Annotated in this window: 17 protein-coding genes; 10 read left to right on the forward strand and 7 right to left on the reverse strand. The window is 57.6% G+C overall.

From position 1 onward, the window contains the following. The first annotated feature begins 284 nt into the window (after positions 1-284). Complete coding sequence (gene phoE / locus BWI76_RS05845) at positions 285-1,337, forward strand: phosphoporin PhoE (RefSeq protein WP_004129421.1); 1,053 nt, start codon at positions 285-287, stop codon at positions 1,335-1,337. Positions 1,338-1,390: 53 nt separating this feature from the next. Here the strand turns inward: phoE and BWI76_RS05850 are convergent, their stop codons facing one another. Then, positions 1,391-1,954, reverse strand: a complete 564-nt coding sequence (locus BWI76_RS05850) for a C40 family peptidase (protein ID WP_004099299.1) — start codon at positions 1,952-1,954, stop codon at positions 1,391-1,393. A gap of 330 nt (positions 1,955-2,284) precedes the next feature. Here BWI76_RS05850 and BWI76_RS05855 point away from each other — a divergent pair, with 330 nt between their 5' ends. Then, positions 2,285-3,229, forward strand: a complete 945-nt coding sequence (locus tag BWI76_RS05855; RefSeq protein WP_004132534.1) for a LysR family transcriptional regulator — start codon at positions 2,285-2,287, stop codon at positions 3,227-3,229. Here the strand turns inward: BWI76_RS05855 and BWI76_RS05860 are convergent. Next, entirely contained in the window at positions 3,226-4,293 is a 1,068-nt protein-coding gene (locus BWI76_RS05860) for an ABC transporter substrate-binding protein (RefSeq protein ID WP_024359105.1), read from the reverse strand. The genes BWI76_RS05855 and BWI76_RS05860 overlap by 4 nt on opposite strands. A gap of 222 nt (positions 4,294-4,515) precedes the next feature. Between BWI76_RS05860 and BWI76_RS05865 the strand changes: the two genes are divergently transcribed. From BWI76_RS05865 to BWI76_RS05875, 3 genes are read left to right on the forward strand one after another with little or no spacing between them, the layout of a single operon-like run. Next, on the forward strand, positions 4,516-6,084 hold the full coding sequence (locus BWI76_RS05865; protein ID WP_064371484.1) for an ABC transporter permease: 1,569 nt from the start codon (positions 4,516-4,518) through the stop codon (positions 6,082-6,084). Next, positions 6,081-6,824: an ABC transporter ATP-binding protein gene (locus BWI76_RS05870; RefSeq protein WP_004132530.1), complete on the forward strand. Its 744-nt coding sequence runs from the start codon at positions 6,081-6,083 to the stop codon at positions 6,822-6,824. Before BWI76_RS05865 ends, BWI76_RS05870 begins: the two co-directional genes overlap by 4 nt. Positions 6,825-6,847: 23 nt before the next feature. Continuing rightward, positions 6,848-8,635, forward strand: a complete 1,788-nt coding sequence (locus tag BWI76_RS05875; RefSeq protein ID WP_004132528.1) for an aryl-sulfate sulfotransferase — start codon at positions 6,848-6,850, stop codon at positions 8,633-8,635. A 7-nt stretch (positions 8,636-8,642) separates the two neighbouring features. On the opposite strand, the gene BWI76_RS05880 is transcribed toward BWI76_RS05875, so the two are convergent. Then, positions 8,643-9,440, reverse strand: coding sequence for an AraC family transcriptional regulator (locus tag BWI76_RS05880; RefSeq protein WP_004132526.1), 798 nt, complete (start codon positions 9,438-9,440; stop codon positions 8,643-8,645). A 100-nt stretch (positions 9,441-9,540) separates the two neighbouring features. On the opposite strand from BWI76_RS05880, the gene BWI76_RS05885 reads away from it, so the two are divergent. Together BWI76_RS05885 and BWI76_RS05890 are read left to right on the forward strand one after the other, a co-directional pair. Continuing rightward, positions 9,541-10,350, forward strand: coding sequence for a sulfite exporter TauE/SafE family protein (locus BWI76_RS05885; protein ID WP_004132524.1), 810 nt, complete (start codon positions 9,541-9,543; stop codon positions 10,348-10,350). Positions 10,351-10,564: 214 nt separating this feature from the next. Beyond that, the gene (locus BWI76_RS05890) at positions 10,565-11,227 is read left to right on the forward strand and encodes an HAD family hydrolase (protein WP_004132522.1); all 663 of its coding nucleotides are present in this window, start codon (positions 10,565-10,567) and stop codon (positions 11,225-11,227) included. A 144-nt stretch (positions 11,228-11,371) separates the two neighbouring features. Here BWI76_RS05890 and phnE (BWI76_RS05895) read toward each other — a convergent pair whose 3' ends face one another. The 4 genes from phnE (BWI76_RS05895) to phnC all read right to left on the reverse strand — a co-directional run bounded on the left by phnE (BWI76_RS05895) (position 11,372) and on the right by phnC (position 14,999). Further along, complete coding sequence (gene phnE, locus BWI76_RS05895; protein ID WP_004132520.1) at positions 11,372-12,253, reverse strand: phosphonate ABC transporter, permease protein PhnE; 882 nt, start codon at positions 12,251-12,253, stop codon at positions 11,372-11,374. Beyond that, on the reverse strand, positions 12,250-13,122 hold the full coding sequence (gene phnE, locus BWI76_RS05900) for a phosphonate ABC transporter, permease protein PhnE (RefSeq protein ID WP_004132516.1): 873 nt from the start codon (positions 13,120-13,122) through the stop codon (positions 12,250-12,252). Before phnE (BWI76_RS05900) ends, phnE (BWI76_RS05895) begins: the two co-directional genes overlap by 4 nt. A 69-nt stretch (positions 13,123-13,191) precedes the next feature. After that, a complete protein-coding gene (gene phnD, locus BWI76_RS05905) occupies positions 13,192-14,133 on the reverse strand; it encodes a phosphonate ABC transporter substrate-binding protein (protein ID WP_029669800.1) in 942 nt (313 codons plus the stop codon). 23 nt (positions 14,134-14,156) lie between these two features. After that, positions 14,157-14,999, reverse strand: a complete 843-nt coding sequence (gene phnC / locus BWI76_RS05910) for a phosphonate ABC transporter ATP-binding protein (protein ID WP_004133767.1) — start codon at positions 14,997-14,999, stop codon at positions 14,157-14,159. Positions 15,000-15,925: 926 nt separating this feature from the next. Between phnC and ecpR the strand changes: the two genes are divergently transcribed. From ecpR to BWI76_RS05925, 3 genes are all read left to right on the forward strand, one after another. Continuing rightward, complete coding sequence (gene ecpR / locus BWI76_RS05915; RefSeq protein ID WP_004133765.1) at positions 15,926-16,468, forward strand: ECP biosynthesis operon DNA-binding transcriptional regulator EcpR; 543 nt, start codon at positions 15,926-15,928, stop codon at positions 16,466-16,468. A 152-nt stretch (positions 16,469-16,620) separates the two neighbouring features. Then, positions 16,621-17,208: a common pilus major fimbrillin subunit EcpA gene (ecpA, locus tag BWI76_RS05920; RefSeq protein ID WP_004133763.1), complete on the forward strand. Its 588-nt coding sequence runs from the start codon at positions 16,621-16,623 to the stop codon at positions 17,206-17,208. Between the two features lie 60 nt (positions 17,209-17,268). Continuing rightward, positions 17,269-17,937, forward strand: coding sequence for a hypothetical protein (locus tag BWI76_RS05925; RefSeq protein WP_004133761.1), 669 nt, complete (start codon positions 17,269-17,271; stop codon positions 17,935-17,937). Positions 17,938-17,947: the final 10 nt, after the last annotated feature.

Consider the following 17,947-nt stretch of genomic DNA (forward strand, 5'->3'; position numbering starts at 1 on the left):
CTGCCGTTCAAAAAGGAGTTTCGATATCGAGTTGATGTTGTAACAGGAGTCAGCCCGCTTGCCAACACCTGGCGTGGTGGACGAACCACTTCCTTGCGCGGATCGGGCATTCTGGCGGGGAAACGTGACACATTCATGACGGAAATAATTAAATACCCTTTTTTATAAAAAGTTCCATATTGTCATAAATTTTTAATATTAGAGCGTTAAAAAACCTGCAGTTTTTGACAGGGCTTCCGCCCGGAATTGATTAGCGCGTATAAATAAATCACCAGGACTAGATAATGAAAAAGAGCTCACTGGCATTAATGATGATGGGTCTTATTGCTTCTTCGGCTACCCAGGCGGCAGAAGTTTATAATAAAAACGGCAATAAACTGGATGTCTATGGCAAAGTCAAAGCGATGCACTATATGAGCGACTATGACAGCAAAGATGGCGACCAGACCTACGTTCGTTTCGGCATCAAAGGCGAAACGCAGATTAACGACGATCTGACCGGCTACGGCCGCTGGGAATCGGAGTTCTCCGGCAACAAAACCGAAAGCGACTCTTCGCAGAAAACGCGCCTGGCGTTCGCCGGGGTGAAAGTCAAAAACTACGGTTCATTTGACTACGGTCGTAACCTCGGCGCGCTGTACGACGTCGAAGCCTGGACCGATATGTTCCCGGAATTCGGCGGCGACTCTTCCGCGCAGACCGATAACTTTATGACCAAACGCGCCAGCGGCCTGGCAACCTACCGCAATACCGACTTCTTCGGCGTGGTGGATGGCCTGGATCTGACTCTGCAGTACCAGGGCAAAAACGAAGGCCGTGAAGCTAAAAAACAGAACGGCGACGGCTTTGGCACCGCGTTAAGCTATGACTTCGGCGGCAGCGATTTCGCCGTCAGCGCGGCCTACACCAGCTCCGACCGTACGAACGATCAGAACCTGCTGGCCCGCGGTACGGGTAAAAAAGCGGAAGCCTGGGCGACCGGCCTGAAATATGACGCCAACAATATCTACCTGGCGACCATGTACTCCGAAACCCGCAAAATGACGCCAATCAGCGGCGGTTTTGCCAATAAAGCGCAGAACTTTGAAGCCGTGGCGCAGTACCAGTTCGACTTCGGCCTGCGTCCGTCCCTGGGCTACGTGCTGTCAAAAGGCAAGGATATCGAGGGCGTGGGAAGCGAAGACCTGGTCAACTACATTGATGTTGGCGTGACCTATTACTTCAACAAAAACATGAACGCCTTTGTTGATTATAAAATCAACCAGCTGAAGAGCGATAATAAGCTCGGGATCAACGATGACGATATCGTCGCTGTCGGTATGACCTACCAGTTCTAAGTCTTCTCGACAATAAAGCCGCCGTGGTAACAGGGCGGCTTTATTATTTGTGATTAACGGTTTTTCGCCAGATGCAGATTATCGTTATTCATCGTTATCTGGGCGTTATATTCCTTCGGCAGACGGCGCGCCTGGTAGAATACCGATTGCCAGTACGGATTATCCAGCGAAGAGCGCATCACGCCCTGGCTGGTGGAGGCGTGAAGGAAATTACGGTCGGTATCATAGAAGCCGACGTGCATGCCGCCTTTAATACGGAAGAAAACTAAATCCCCCGGCCGCAGCTGGCGCGGGCTTACGCGCTCGCCCATGTGCAGCAGTTCGCGAGTGGTGATGCGCTCCATCGGCAAGTTGAAGCGATCTTTGAGCGTACGCCAGACAAACCCGGAGCAGTCGACGCCGCTTTGCTCCGTCCCGCCCCATTCGTAGGGCGTTCCCTCCCAGGTATGCATCTGATCGTGCAGCGCGGCGATCACCGGGATCAGATCGTCAGAACCTCCGTCAATGGTCGAGTGGCTACTCTGGGCGGCGGTTTTATGCGGTTTTGATGAGGATGAACATCCTGCCAAAAGCAAAAAAGGAACAAATAGTAGCGCGTGAGAGAGTCTGGGCTTCATATCATTGTTTTTCGTCACTGAAAACGGGCCGTGATATTTTATAGCCGATTCGCTACGGCCTCAGAATGACCAAACGCAAAATTTACGAAACCTTACGTAAATAATATAGGCCGGTTCGCGCAGTGATAATTAACGCTGATTATTTATGGCAAAAAACGAACCTGTCATATTAATAATTTTTTTCTTCGTGAAACAATATTTCACAAATATCCGAATGCTGGACGCCTACTCGGCTTCCGTACTGGGTGAAAAATCCTCATCATCCCGGCATTGCGCCGCCTGGCTGCGCTCCAGTACTTTTGTAGCCTAAAAGAGAGAGTGGGGCGGCCAATGCATCTGGATTTTCGCCAACTGCGCAACTTTGTGGCGCTAGTTGAATACGGCAGTTTTAATCGCGCGGCGGAGGCGGTGTGCCTGTCGCAGTCGGCCTTCAGCCGCAGCATTCAGGCGCTGGAGCAGAGCGTCGGCCATCCTTTATTCGACCGCCAGAGTAAGCTACCGACGCTCACCCTGCACGGGCAAAAGCTGCTGCCCTACGCCCGCCGCTTTCAGGAGCTGAACGTGGAGCTCAGCAGCCAGCTGCGCGAAGCGGACGATGCGCAAAACGGCGAGGTCGCCTTTGGCTGCGGCCCGGCCCCTGCCGCGAGGCTGATTCCGGCCGCCGTCGGCGGGTTTCATCGCCTTTTACCGCAGGCGAGGGTGCGCTTTCAGATTGATAACTGGCTGGCGCTGCATCAGGCGCTGAACTCCCAGCTTTACCCTTTTGTGGTCGCCGACAGCTGGCAGGCCGAGCTCGACCCGCAGCTGCGCGTTCAGCCGCTCAGCCCGCAGCGCTGCTTTTTCGTCTGCCATGCCGACCATCCGCTGGCCAAACAGGGGCCGGTCTCTATCCAGGCGATGCTGCGCTACCCCTTTGCGGCACCTTATTTGCCGCCGGGCGTGCGCAAGGTGCTGGCGACACTCAGCCAGCAGCAGGACTTTACCCCGGCGATTCAGTGCGACCATATCTACGCGCTGCTTGCCACCCTCGCGCAGACCAACGCGATTAGCTTCGCCAGCGAGGACGGCTTCGCGCTGTGCCAGCACAGCCATCGGCTGGTTAAGCTGGAGCTCAGCGATCTGCCTGAGGAGTGGCGGCTGATGCAGACCCGGTTTGCCATTATCTCTCCGGTTCACGCGGCGCAGCCGCCGCTGGTGGAGAAGCTGATTGAGATTATCCTTCATACCGATCGTCAGCATCAGCTGCAGCTGCTGGCGCAGGAGGAGGGAGGTTAACCGGCGTCTTTCGCCAGGCCTTTGGCGTCGTACTGTGGCCAGCGGTTTTCCAGGCGCAGGGATTTCAGCGCCTGCTCGACAAACTGGCCGTCCACCCACTGGCTGACGTCAAAAGCGCTGCGGATCAGGCGTCCTGATTTCGCCTGATCGACGCTGCTGCTAAAGCTGTCGGTCAGGAACGGGTCGATACGCGGCGAGGTGGTAAAGTTCAGATCCTGCGGCTGCAGCTCTTCGAGAAACAGCGCCTGCGGGATCTGGCTCTGCTGCGCCATCTCGGCGGACCAGGCGTCGCGATTAGCCGGGTCGTTGATTTCCGCGGCGTTCTTCACCAGCACGTTAATAATCTGCTGGGTCGCCTGCGGCCAGGCGTCAATAAACGTCTGCGTGCCGAGGAATCCCGCCTGAGTCGTGTTCTGACGGCCGGAATCGCCGCTTTTGACGACCACATCAATCTTATCGCCGCGCAGCGCCAGCAGCGAAACGCCGCCCCACACCGCATCGACGCGACCGGCCGCCAGCGCCGCTTTGCCGGCATTCCAGTCAAGATTGATGACCTGCAGGCTGCGCTCATTGAGGCCAGCGCTTTGCAGCGCACGGTCAAAGGCCAGCTGGTCCGCCGTACCGCGATAAACCGCCACTCGTTTACCTTGCAGATCGGTCAGGGTTTTAATCCCCGAGGCTTTGGTCACCGCCAGATAAGATTCCGAACCGCGGCTGCCCAGCAGCAGGCGCGTCGGCAGGCCATTGGCCTTACCGATAATCGCCGCCAGATCGCCGAGATAGACAAAATCCAGCTGGCGGTTGGCTAACGCTTCATTGACCGCCGGACCGGCACCTTTGAAAAACTGCCACTGTACTTCCACGCCCTGCGGTTTAAACACCTCTTCCAGCTGATGGCGGATAAACGCCATGCCGACCGGCCCCTCAATAAAGGGTTTACTGCCCGCGCTCTGGTCCGGCACGCCGATGCGGATAGTGCGCAGCGCTTCGGCCTGGGCGCTTGCCGCCAGGCCAATGACCGCCACCAGCGCCAGCAAGGTGCGGCTAAAAAATGCTTTCATCATAACGTGTTGCTCCCTTGAGTTTTTTCTCACCCTAAAGAGCCCACGGGCCGCGTGTTAAATGCTTTTATTCGCCAAGCTTGGGTGAAAAAAAGCTAAATCAGACGCCGCGCGCCCGGCAGGCTGAAATGCATTCGATGCATCGGGATTATTCGCCTTACGCAATGGCGGCGAAGGGGAAGTCACGTTTTGATAGCGACATAACTTGCCGAAAAGTGGACCGATATGTCGCAGATGATCTTAAGAACCGATGCCCCAGCCAGGCCGGGCTTCAGGCTTAACGGCTGGCCGTGGCTGCTGCCGGCGTTACTGCTGCTGCTGTGGTACGTCGCCGCTCGCGAAGGATGGATGCCGGAGCAAATTTTGCCCGCGCCGTCGGTGGTTGCCGATACCGCGCTATCGCTGCTGAGCGGCGACCTGCTGGCGCAGTGGGGATTCAGCCTTCAGCATCTGGCGCTTGGCCTGCTGCTGGGGGCCACTGCCGGCACGCTGCTCGGCGCGCTGTTCGGCCTGGTCCCGGCCGCCGCGCAGCGCGTGGAGCCGCTGTTCTACGCCCTGGCGCAAATCCCGACGCTCGGCTGGATCCCGCTGTTTATGGTGCTGTTCGGCATTGATAACGGCCTCAAGCTGGCGGTTATCGTCAAAACCACCGTGGTGCCGATGACCATTAATACGCAGCAGGCGGTGGCCGGCGTGCCGCTGACCCTGAGCGAAGCCGCAAGGGTGATGAACTTTTCCCGCTGGCAGCGGCTGCGCTGGCTGGAGATCCCGGCCAGCCTGCCGGGCTGGTTTACCGGCCTGCGTCTGGCGCTGTCCCAGGCCTGGGTATCGCTTATCGTTGTCGAACTGCTGGCTTCTTCGGAAGGCATTGGCTACCTGATGGTCTGGGGCCGTCAGCTGTTTCAGTTGGATATCGTCTTCGTCACCATTGCGGTGGTTGGCCTGAGCGGCATGCTGATGGAGTGGGCGGCGAACCGCGCCTGTGCCCGTCTGGTGTTCTGGCCGCAGCCAGCCGCCGGACGCCTGGCGTGGAAACCGCAGGCCAGCTGGCGGGCGCTGCAGCTGCCGCTGGTCCTGCTGGCGCTGTGGCAGTTGGCAAGCCAGTGGGGCTGGATCGATGGCGCGTTGTTCTCTTCGCCGCTGGCGGTGGCGACGCGCTTTATGCAGGGCGCCCTGAGCGGAGAGCTGACCGCGGCGATGCTGGCAAGCCTCGGGCGGGCCTTTGTCGGCGGCGTGCTGGGGATTGCGGGGGGCCTGCTCTGCGGACTGCTGCTGGCGCTGCGCCCGCGCGCCGGGCAAATCTTCACCCCTACGCTCAACGTGCTGCGCCATATCGCCCTGTTTGCCTGGCTGCCGCTGCTGACCGCATGGGTGGGCAACGATAACGGCGGCAAAATCGTTTTTATCGCGCTGGCGTCGTTCTTTCCGATGTTTTTTAGCACCCGGCAGGCCGTGCTCCAGCGCAACCCGCAGCTCGATGAGGTCGCCAGAGTGCTGCGGTTAGGTGAAGTAGCGCGCCTGCGCAGAGTCATTCTTCCCGGCGCGGCGCCGGGGATCTTCGCCGGTCTGCGGCTGGCGCTGATTTACGCCTGGCTTGGCAATATCGGCGCGGAATATTTCATGTCCTCCGGCGTTGGCATCGGCAGCCTGATGATCAATGCCCAGCAGCTGCTGGATATGCCCACCATTCTTTGCGGCATGGTGCTGGTCGGTATCACCGGCGCGGCGCTGGATAAAGCCGGACGTTTACTGGAAATGCGCGTCACCCGCTGGCGCCAACAGGAGCAGCTATGACCTCTTCGACTCTGGTCTCTTTTCGCCACGTGCGTAAATCCTGGCAACAGGTAACGGCGCTACAGAATTTCAGCCTGGATATCGCCGCCGGTGAACTGGTGGCGCTGGTGGGCAGCAGCGGCTGCGGTAAATCGACGCTGCTGCGGATGCTGGTGGGCCTGGAGTCAGCGACCCAGGGGGAGATTCGCATCAACGGCGAGCCGGTCACCGGCGTGGGCAAAGAGCGCGGCATTGTGTTTCAGGAGCCGCGGCTGTTTCCGTGGCTTAACGTGCTCGACAACGTGATGCTCGGTCTGGCGGATGAAAAGCTCAGCCGGGCGGCGAAGCGCCAGCGGGCGCTGGAAATGCTGGAACGCGTGCAGCTCAGCGAATTCGCCAACGCGCTACCCGCGCAGCTCTCCGGCGGGATGGCCCAGCGGGTGGCCATTGCCCGCGGCCTGGTGGCCCGTCCGCAGATCCTGATGCTCGATGAGCCTTTCGGCGCGCTGGATGCCCTGACGCGTCACACCCTGCAGCAGGAACTTTTACAGATCCACCAGCGCGCGGGAACCACCACGCTGCTGGTGACGCACGATGTGGAAGAGGCCGTCGCTCTGGCCGACCGGGTCGTTGTGCTCTCGCCGCGTCCGGGGCGGATACGGGAAGTGGTGAGCCTGGCGCTGCCCCATCCGCGCCAGCGCGATGATGCTTCGTTTAGCGCCGCCTGCCGCCAGATTCGTAACCTGATTACCACTGCCTGATTCTTTTATTTAAGGAGCAATATATGGGACATCCTTCCGTCTATCCGACCGGCGCCACCCTCTACGATCCGCCGCGCGCCTGGAGCGGCTACACCCTTTTCCAGGCCACCGAACACGGCGCGGTGCTGGTGGATATGAACGGCCGCGTGGTGCGCGAATGGCCTGAACTGCACGGCTTTCCCAATAAAATCCTGCCCGGCGGCGCAATCCTTGGCCATAGCGGCGAGCGCGACCCGCGCTACGGCATGCAGGATATGCTCGATCTGATCCAGGTGGACTGGGAAGGCAACGTCACCTGGAAATTCGATCGCTATGAGCAGGTGAGCGATCCGGGCAATGAAACGCGCTGGATGGCGCGCGCGCATCATGACTATCAGCGTGCGGGCAACCCGGTGGGCTACTACGCGCCGGGGCTAGAGCCGCAGGTGGATGGCGGCAATACCCTGATCCTCGCCCACACCAATCTGGTCAATGAAGCGATCTCCGACAAGCTGCTGCTGGATGACACCATTATTGAAGTTGACTGGCAGGGCAACGTGGTGTGGGAGTGGCGCTGCAGCGACCATTTTCACGAACTAGGCTTTGACGATGCGGCGCGCACCGCTCTGTACAACAACCCGAACATGCGCGCCAGCGGCGGCGGAATGGGCGACTGGATGCATATCAACTCGATGTCGGCGCTGGGGCCGAATAAGTGGTATGACGCCGGCGATGAACGTTTTCATCCCGACAATATTATCTGGGACGCCCGTGAATCCAACGTTATCGCCATTATCGATAAACAGAGCGGCAAGATCGTCTGGCAGCTGGGCCCGGACTACAGCAAGCCGGAGCTGAAGCACATCGGCTGGATCATCGGCCAGCACCATGCGCATATGATCCCGCAGGGGCTGCCGGGCGCGGGCAATATCCTGATTTTCGATAACGGCGGCTGGGCGGGATACGGCGCGCCGAATCCGGCGTCGACGGACGGGGTGAAAAACGCCTGGCGCGATTACTCCCGGATCCTGGAGATCAACCCGCTGACCCTCGATATCGAATGGCGCTACTCGCCCTATGAAGCGGATCTACCGCAGCCGACCGATTCGTACCGCTTTTACAGTCCGTACATCAGCAACATGCAGCGCCTGGAAAACGGCAATACCCTGATTAACGAAGGATCGAACGGGCGCATTTTTGAAGTGACCCGCGACCACGAAATTGTCTGGGAATATATTTCGCCGTTCTGGGGTAAGACGCTGAACAACAATATGGTCTATCGCGCCTACCGCATTCCCTACGGCTGGATCCCGCAGCTGGCGCAGCCGCAGGAGACGCCGATTGCGGCGGTCGATGTACGAACCCTGCGCCAGCCCGGCGCGGCGGCAGCGGGACCGGCGCAAAGCGTGGTCCGGGTGGCGGGCGTGCAGCCGTACAGTAAAAGCGCCGATGCGCTGTGCGTGGCAACCGATAACGATACCCTGCGCCGCAGTCCGAAGCTGTTCCGCGTCGCGGAAAGCGCGTTCACGCCGATCGGCGCGGCGAGCGAACTGGAGAGCGAACGGCCGGTGCTGCTGTTCGTTGGCGCTGAACGCTGCGTGCACTGCCGCAAGCTCTGGCAGCTGCTGGCGCAGGGAAAACTCAGCTCGCGAATTGCTCAACTGGATACGCGCTATCTGGATGCCGACCGGCATCAGGCGCTGGCGAGCGACCTCGGCGTGCGCGGCCTGCCGACGCTGCTGCTGATTAAACCGGGGCAGCTAGCATTGCGCGCGCCTGCGCAGCTCTCGGTGGACACGCTGTTTGACTGGCTGAATCGCGCAGCCGGATAATCCGCGACTACGGCGGACTGGCGTGTGCCGGTCCGCCGTTGATCTGACGGATAAACGCCATCGGCGAATAGCCCATCGCTTTGCGGAACATCGCGGTAAAGGCGGCCGGATACTCATAGCCCAGACTTAGCGCGACTTCGGTAACCGAACTCCCTTCACGTAGCGCCGTCATGGCGTACATCAGGCATGCCTGCTGGCGCCAGTCGCAAAACGCCATCCCGGTCTCGCGGCGAAATAGCCGATTAAACGTGCGTACGCTTTTACTCAGCTTTTGCGCCCACTGCTGCGGCGTACTGCGGATGCTCGGCTGGCGCTGAAAATCGGCGCATAGCGCGGCGAGGCGGCTATTCTGCGGAAGCGGCGTAAACATCGGCAGCGGCGCGGCGGCGCGCAGTTCATGGAGCAGCAGCGTAATCAGGGCGGCATCGCGCCCGCTCTCTTCATACAGCAGCGGTAGCCGACAGGCGGCCAGCAGCAGTTGATGGATCAGCGGGGAGACCTGTAAGACCTCGCAGCGCTCGCTTTCCCGCGGGGCGTCCCGCGCGTCAATATACAGACTGTGGGTGCTGACGCCGGGCATCCAGACGCGATGCGGTTTCGTCGCCGGGATCCAGACTCCGCTGAACGGCGGCACCAGCCACTGGCCGTCATCGGTTTCGACCTTCATTAATCCGTGCATGGCGTACAGAAACTGCGCCCGGCGGTGGCTGTGGCGCTCCAGTAGCGTATTGGGCGGATAGTCGCTGCCCAGCGCCAGTACCGGGCGAGGAAGATGGTCGACGTCATTAATCGCAACGTTGCGCATAAGTGTAGCCCTGGCTGAAATTCGTAATAGATTGGCTTTAAAGCGTAAGCCGGCCATCGCCTTATTCTATATCGTTACCTCCTTTTGTGGAGGCGTTCCAATGAGCGACTGGCTTTTTCTGTGCGGCATACTTTCCGGCATCACGACCTGGCTCTTTGGCTTCGGCGGCGGTTTCGTTACCGTCCCGCTGCTCTATTTACTGGCAACCAGCGGCTGGGGGGCGCAAAGCGCCGTCGGGCAGCAGGCGATGCAGATCGCCGTCGCCACCTCGGCGCTGGTTATGCTCTGTTCCGCGCTGCTGGCGACCTGGCGGCACGCGCGTACCGGTATCCTCCGCTGGCGCCGCTTATGGGCGATCCTCACCGGCATTGCCGTGGGCGGAACGGCGGGCGCGATGCTGGCGCTTCAGGTGAACGGCGAGTGGATCCGCTGGCTGTTCGTTATCTACCTGCTGGCGACCATTATCGATTGCTACCTTCGCGCCGGATTTATGACGCCGCCGTCCAGCCGGGTGGTGCCGACGGCGCCCCATGAACTGACGGTAGGGGGCGTCATTGGCCTGATCGCCTCTTTTCTCGGCGTCGGAGGAAGCGTGATGACGGTTCCTCTGATGCGCCGTCGCGGCGTGCTGATGTCTGAAGCCGCGGCGATGGCCAACCTCCTGACGCTGCCGCTGGCGGCAACGGCGACGCTCACCTGGCTGGTGATGGCGTGGCTGTCGCCGGTGGCGCTGCCGGCTGGGTTTGTCGGCAATATCTGGCTGTCGGCGGCGGCGCAGCTGGTGGCGGGAAGCTGGCTGGGATTAAAAATCGCCTCCCGCTGGCTGGCGCGTTTACCGGATCGCTGGCATGTGCGAATTTATCCGCTATTGCTGATTGCCGTCCTGCTGGTGATGAGCGTGTGGGGGTGAAAAGGGAAGCTGCTTCCCGGAGGCGGTGCTGCGCACCTGTCCGGGCTACCGTTCGGCAAATGGCGGTAGAGCTGTAGTCCGGATAAGCGCAGCGCGACCCGGGAAAAAGCCTTACTGATGCGTGAATCTCGGACGTTTTGTCCGGGTCATTCTGCTGTCATTTTTCTTGCGCATGCTCTCGCGAGGCGCCGTGGCCGATAAGGGAAAATAAACGATGGGTAAAACGCTGACCATTTTCGATCTGGATAATACGTTAATTAAGGGAGACAGCAGTACGCTGTGGAGCCGCTTTATGGTGCGCGAGGGCTGGGTAAACGATCCCGATTACCTGGCGCGGGAAGCGCGGCTGATGGAGGACTACGACCGCGGCGAAATGAATATCGCCGATTACGTGGCCCTGATCCAGGCGCCGCTGATTGGCGTGGCAAAGCGGGATGTGGACGCGCTGCTGGCGCGCTGCGTACGCGAAGAGGTTATGCCGCGTGTGTATCCGCAGGCGTGGGATTTGATTCGGACTTTACAGGCGAAAGGCGAGCAGATGCTGGTGATCTCGGCGTCGGTCAGCCTGCTGGTACAGGCAGTTGCGGCGGAGCTGGGCATCGAGCAGGCGCTGGGCATTGACGTCGTGATGGCCGACGGCGGCTATAGCGGCGTGATTGCCGGTACGCCGAGCTATCAGCAGGGGAAAGTCGTGCGCCTTGAGCTGTGGCTGGCGGCCCATCCCGACTATTCGGGTGAGATAACCTTCTACACCGATTCGATTAACGATCTGCCGCTGTGCCTGCGCGCCGATCGCGTACGGCTGGTCAATCCCTGCCCGCAGCTGGCGGCGGCGAACGCGCAGCACCGGTGGCCGGTGCTGGCGTGGCGGCTGTGATTTTCCCCCGGGTGGCGGCGTAAATGCCTTACCCGGGCTACTTTTTCGTGCAGTTTGGGTAGCCTGGACAGGCGCAATGCGCCGCCTCCGGGAATGTCGCGATATCAGGCCCCCCGGGGAAGCGCAGCGCGACCCGGGAAAAAACTAACCAGCTTTAAACAGCGGCACCGCGCTGCCGCCGATATAGCGGCGGCGCAGCCAGGCGGACAGCGTATCCATCGCCATCACCACCGCCACCAGCAGCAGGGTAATAAACATCACCACGTCCCAGTTCCACAGGCGCATATTTTCCGCATAAATCAGGCCGATGCCCCCCGCGCCGACAAAACCGAGTACCGCAGCGGAACGGGTATTCGATTCAATCTGATACAGGCTGAGCGCCAGAAACGTCGGAAAGGACTGGGTAAAAATGCTGAAGCGATGTTTCTGCAAACCGTTCGCCCCCACCGCCGTCAGGCCGCGTCCCGGCGAACGGTCAACCGCCTCATGCCCCTCGGCATACAGACGGCCCAGCAGCCCGGTATCCTGCATGATAATCGCCAGCACCCCGGCCAGCGGCCCGAGCCCAACGGCGCGGACAAAAATCAGCCCCCAGATAGCCATATCGATGCCGCGCAGCACGTCGAACAGGCGGCGCATCAGCAGGGCGATGAGCCCCGGAACAACGCCGCGCATAATGTTGCGCGCCGCGAGAAACGAGAGCAGCAGGGCGATGACCGTTGCGGTAAGCGTCCCGGCGAAAACAATCGCCAGGGTAATGGCGATTTGCGTGAAGTAATAGCGAAACGGCCAGTTGAAAAAGTCGTGCCAGACGAACATCCGCAGTAGATAGCGGCTGATTTGCTGCAGCCCGGCGGCGAGCTGCCCGCCGCTGATGCCGAACTGCATAAAGAACCAGACATAATAGAGCACGCTGGCCAGCGCCAGCAGGCCGACATAGCGCAGATAGCGCCCCTGGGCCTGATATAAATGCCGATGCTGGCGGCGGCTGGCGGCGATATCCGGTTGTTTTTGCCACTGATTCATTTTTTTCCCTCCAGAACCCACTGCCGCAGGCGGCCGGACAGCATATCCAGCAGCGATACCACGATAATAATCAGCAGCAGCGTGATGCTGACCTGATCGTAACGATCCAGTTTGATGTTGGTCATCAGCTCCTGGCCGATGCCGCCCGCGCCCACCAGCCCGAGGATCGTTGAGGAGCGGAAGTTAATTTCGAGCCGCATAAAGCCGTAGGAGAGAAAAATAGGTTTCACCTGCGGCCACAGGGCAAAGCGAATACGCTGCAGATGCGACGCGCCGCAGGCGGCCAGGCCGCGCACCGGTTTATCCTGGGCGCTCTCCACCGCTTCATAGAACAGCTTGGTCAGGCTGCCGATGGTGTGCAGCATCAATGCCAGAAAGCCCGGTATCGCCCCGATACCAAAAGCCATCACGAAAATGACCGCCCACGCCAGCTCCGGCATGGTGCGCAGAAAAGCCACCAGCACGCGGACGGCAACCCGCAGCGGGGCAGGGGACCAGGCGTTGCTGGCGGCAACGAACCCCAGCAGGGTGGCTATCGCCACCGCCACCAGCGTGGACGCCAGCGCCAGCTGCAGCGTCTCCCAGATCAGCGGCAGCTGTATCGGCAGACGATAGCCCCAGTAAGCCAGCGAACCTTTGGTATGCGAATCGGCAAACAGGTCGGCGACGCGCAGCGTCGGCAGCGTCTCAAACATGTAGTCGAAAAAGTTGGGCAGCGAGTGCCAGATAGTAAAGAGATTAAACTCGGCCATGCTGCCGGCGGCAAAATAGAGCGCCAGCAGCAGCAGGGATCCGCTCAAGGTATCGCGCTTTTGTCGCGAGCGGACCTGCTGGTAATAGCGTTCGAATTCGGTATGGGTGTTATTCATGCGTCGCGGTGTCTTCAACGAGTCGCCGCTGCCCGCGATAGCCCGCGGGCGGCGGCGTCAGGGGCGGGATTAACGCGCGCTAACCAGCTCGCGTTTCATATCGATGATCTGCTGAAAATCAGCCACGCTGCCCGGGCCGATATGCTGAGTACCGCCCATCGCCTTGATAAAGCAGGCGTGATCGTCAGTATCGAGCTTTTTAATCGCGGTAACGACTTTGGCCTTAAAGTCCGCCGGCAGGGCATTGCTGACGAGGATCGGACCGTTCGGGATCAGCGGCGATTGCCAGATAATGCGAATTTGCTTCATCAAATCCGGGTGATCCATGCGAATCAGGCGGTTAAAGGCGCCGACGCTGTAGCCGCTGTTATAGTCGCCGACCATGGAGGTCCAGGTCACCGCGCCGGCAAACTGGCCGTTCAGCACCCCCAGAATGTCCTGCTCGTGGCCGCCGGAGAAGGTCACGCTGGAGAAGAAGTTATTATATTTGTTATCCGAGGTGCCGCCGAACTGCTGTTTAAAGGCGTGGTTCGGAATTAAAAAGCCGGAAGTGGAGTCCGGGTCGGCGAAGCCAAAGGCTTTGCCCTTCAGATCTTCTAACTTTTTATACGGACTGTCGGCTTTGACAATCACCACCGAGTGGTAGCCGCGGGACTGGTCTTTATCATCTACGGCAATCCCGACAATATCGACGGCCTTAGGATTGTTAATATAAACCGAAGCGTACGACGACGGCGACATGCTTAATACGACGTCAACTTTTCCGCCCAGCAATCCCTGAATCACGCCGGAGTAGTCGGACGAGTTACGCAACTTCGTATCGACGTTGAGTTCTTTATCGAGAAACTGTTTAACGCACTGGTTATCACCAATTTGCTGCGTTGCGTTCTGACCGCCTAGGATGCCCAGATTTAATTCCTTCGGTTGTTCAGCAGCGCCTGCCTGCCACGCCATCATAATGCCTGCAACCGCTGCGGATAAACGAACTGCGCCAGTGATGTACTTTTTCATTATTTTGCCCGTGTGAGTGAAATTTAATGCAATTGGCTAATTTCATCGCCGTACAGCCGGTGCAGAATTTCCTGATTCAGCTGCGTGGGATGGTCGTCAAAACTAATCTGGCCTTTGGCCACGCCGATAACCCGCGTGCAATATTCACGCACCAGCTCCACCGAATGCAGGTTTACCATTACGCTGATGCCCTGTTCGCTAATTTCGCGCAGGACATTCATAATTCGCTGCGTATTTTTCGGGTCAAGAGACGCGACCGGTTCATCGGCCAGCAAAATACCGGGGTTTTGCATTAATGCCCGGCAAATGGCCACGCGCTGCATCTGGCCGCCGGAGAGGTTTTCCGCCCGCTGTAGCGCCTGCGGCAGCATATTCATCCACTCCAGCAGGGAGATCGCGCGGGCGCGGTCGGCGTCGGGGAAGACTTTGAATAAGGATTTCAGAGTGGAAGTCTGGCTCAGGCGCCCCAGCAGCACGTTGGTCAAAACGTCGAGGCGCGGGACCAGACAGAAATCCTGAAAGATCATGCCGCACCGGCTGCGCCAGGCGTTTAACGCGCGGCCTGACAGCTTTGATACGTCCTGCGGCGTCCCCACTTCTGGGAAGCTCAGGATCTCGCCGCCGCTGGCGCTATGGGTGCCGTTCAGAAGGTGCAGAAGCGTCGATTTACCGGCGCCGGAACGGCCAATCACGCCAACCAGTTCGCCCGCATGAAGATCGAAACTGATGCTATCCAGGACGGTTTGCTGCGCGTTCCAGGATTTGCTCAGGTTACGTACGCTCAGGACCTTGCGTTGCCGGTCGGTATAGGGGGGCGTAAACGGTTGAAACTCGGTTTCTGCAACCGCAGCCAGAGAACTGTTCATAAATGCGTCCAGGTTCGTCAGTCAACTGGGCACTATTAATGGTGTTTTATATGACTGCCGGATGACAGTAAGACGAACAAATAGTGAACGGACGCAAGAGTTGGGGTAGTGGGTGGCGAAAAAGCCCGACAGGGCTCACACTTTTGTATCCACAAGCGGGAATTCGCGCAGGGTCTGCTACCTTTAATACGCTTTGGCAATGAGATTAATAATGATACGTATTTCCTCTGATAAAGATAAGGCGTTGTATGCGACATTAGCGGGGGAAATTTACCGCCTTGGGCGCAGAGGCATCATTCAGGATGTTCGTGCCAGGCTTCATGCTGAGTCGGTTTAACCGAATAGTTAATCTTTTCGTGCTTGATTACGATTGACCTCGATAAATTTTTAGTCGGCGACCAGGCCTTTTGTGCGGCGTGTAATTTCATTATTTACGCCAGTTAATGGAATTAACCACTGACTTTGTGTTGATTATTGGCATTATATTCTTATTTTTTGACTTTGTTTGACTTTTTTGCATTTTCGAATGAAACCCTCATTAAGAATAGTCTTAACTGATAATGGCTAAGATCCTGGAACATATAATATTCACTTAAGAATCCCCGTACGCAGTCACAATAACCCTATGAAAATAAATGCTTTTTGTTTTTAACTCAATATTCTTATTTTTATTGTTTTGGCTTAAATTGACCTGTTCGGTAATTAGCCCTCAGAGCACTTATTGACACACATAGCGAAAAATCCTAAATTTGATAACACAAGAAACAAGCAAGTCATTTAGCGTTCTTTGTCTCAAGCAATACTATTTTGAGTTTTGGGTTGAATATATTAAAGAGGGAATTTGCTGACTTAGACTTTGCAGGCCTGGGCTATCAGCAGTGTTGTGATACGTTCAAGATTTCCAGGACTATGGGGTTTAACTTTATATGGATTATAAATACTCTTTGGATCAGTGCATTTGGCCAGCGCATGACAGTTATTTTCTTAAAGGACTCGCTGAGCTAATTATTGATATCGATAACTTAATTTACCTGTCACTTGAAAAGGTACGCCGGGAATTTGTATTTATTAATCTTAGCGCCAGTTCGCTGAACTATTTTATCCGCCGCGATAATGAGTGGCTGGCTGAAATGAAAGGCAAACAAATTGTATTAATTGCCGCAAGGCGCTCGGAAGCGCTGGCCAATTACTGGTATTACAATGGCTCTATTCGTGGCGTGGTTTATGTCGACTTAACGAAAGATATTCGTCAGGAGCTGGCATACGTTATTAATGGTCGTTTTCTACGCAAAGATATAAAGAAAGACAAAATTACCAACAGGGAAATGAAGATAATTCGTATGACGGCGCAGGGAATGCATCCAAAATCTATCGCCAAAATTGAAAATTGTAGTGTGAAAACGGTTTATACCCATCGGCGAAATGCCGAGGCGAAACTGTATTCAAAGATATATAAGCTCGCGCTGTAATTAGTAATAGACGTTAATTTTAAAATTGTGCACCAGGTCGTAACCCCAAAATAATTTTCGCCGCAATAAACATTATGCGGCCTGAACTATGGCGGGAAATGCACACAGACGTGGGACATCAGGTCCCTTAATAAACTCAGGATGAAAAAGCTATGAAAAAAAAGGTTCTTGCAATTGCTCTGGTAACCGCGTTTGCCGGTATGGGTGTCGCTCAGGCAGCTGACGTTACTGCTCAGGCAGTCGCTACCTGGTCCGCAACCGCCAAAAAAGACACTACCAGCAAGCTGGTGGTGACTCCGCTGGGCAGCCTGGCTTTCCAGTATGCCGAAGGGATTAAAGGCTTTAACTCACAGAAAGGCCTGTTTGATGTGGCTATCGAAGGTGACGCCACCGCGACCGCATTCAAACTGACCTCTCGTCTGATCACCAACACCCTGACTCAGCTGGATACCTCTGGTTCCACCCTGAGCGTGGGCGTTGACTACAACGGCGCTGCGGTCGAAAAAACGGCTGACACCACCATGATCGACACCGCGGCGGGCATCCTGGGCGGCAACCTCAGCGCGCTGTCTAACGGCTATAACGTTGCGGGTCGTACTACCGCTCAGGACGGCTTCACGTTCTCCATCATCAGCGGCACGACCAATGGCTCTACGGCTGTCACTGACTACAGCGCCCTGCCGGAAGGTATCTGGAGCGGTGACGTCAGCGTACAGTTCGACGCGACCTGGACCAGCTGATCCTCTCGTAGCACCAGGCAGGGGGTATTCCCCCTGCCTTATTTCACGGACTGAATTCATATGAAAAAACACATTCTGGCCATCAGCCTGTTGCTCAGCACAATGACGCCAGCCCTGGCGCTGGATGTGGGCGATATCTCTTCATTTATGAACAGCGAAAGCAGCACGCTGAGTAAAGAGATCAAGAACACGACCGACAGCGGTCGCTTAATTAACATCCATATGGAACGCCTCTCTTCGCCGCTGGATGGCGGCAAGGTCATCCCGATGGATAAGCAGGACGAGATTTTACTGACCCCGGCCAGTCTGCTGCTGCCCGCGAAAGCCAGCGACGTGATCCGCTTTTTCTACAAAGGCCCGGCGGACGATAAAGAGCGCTATTACCGTATCGTCTGGTTCGATCAGGCGCTCAGCGATGCCCAGCGCAATGGCTCGACCCGCAGCGCGGTCGCCACGGCCTCGGCACGCATCGGCACTATCCTGGTGGTGGCGCCAAGAAAAGCAAACTTCCGCTATCAGTACGCCAACGGCACGCTGGTCAATACCGGTAACGCGACGTTGCGCATTCTTGCCTACGGCCCGTGTCTGAAGCCGGCTGACGGTAAAGAGTGCAAGGAAAATTACTTCCTGATGCCGGGTAAAGAGCGTCGCTTCACGCGCGTGAACGTTGCGGACAAAAAAGGACGGGTCGCGCTCTGGCAGGGCGAGCAGTTTGTTCCCGTGAAATAGACATTTCTTA

Origin of the sequence: Klebsiella sp. M5al, assembly GCF_002090195.1 — a bacterium.
GTDB classification, from domain to species: Bacteria; Pseudomonadota; Gammaproteobacteria; order Enterobacterales; family Enterobacteriaceae; genus Klebsiella; species Klebsiella grimontii.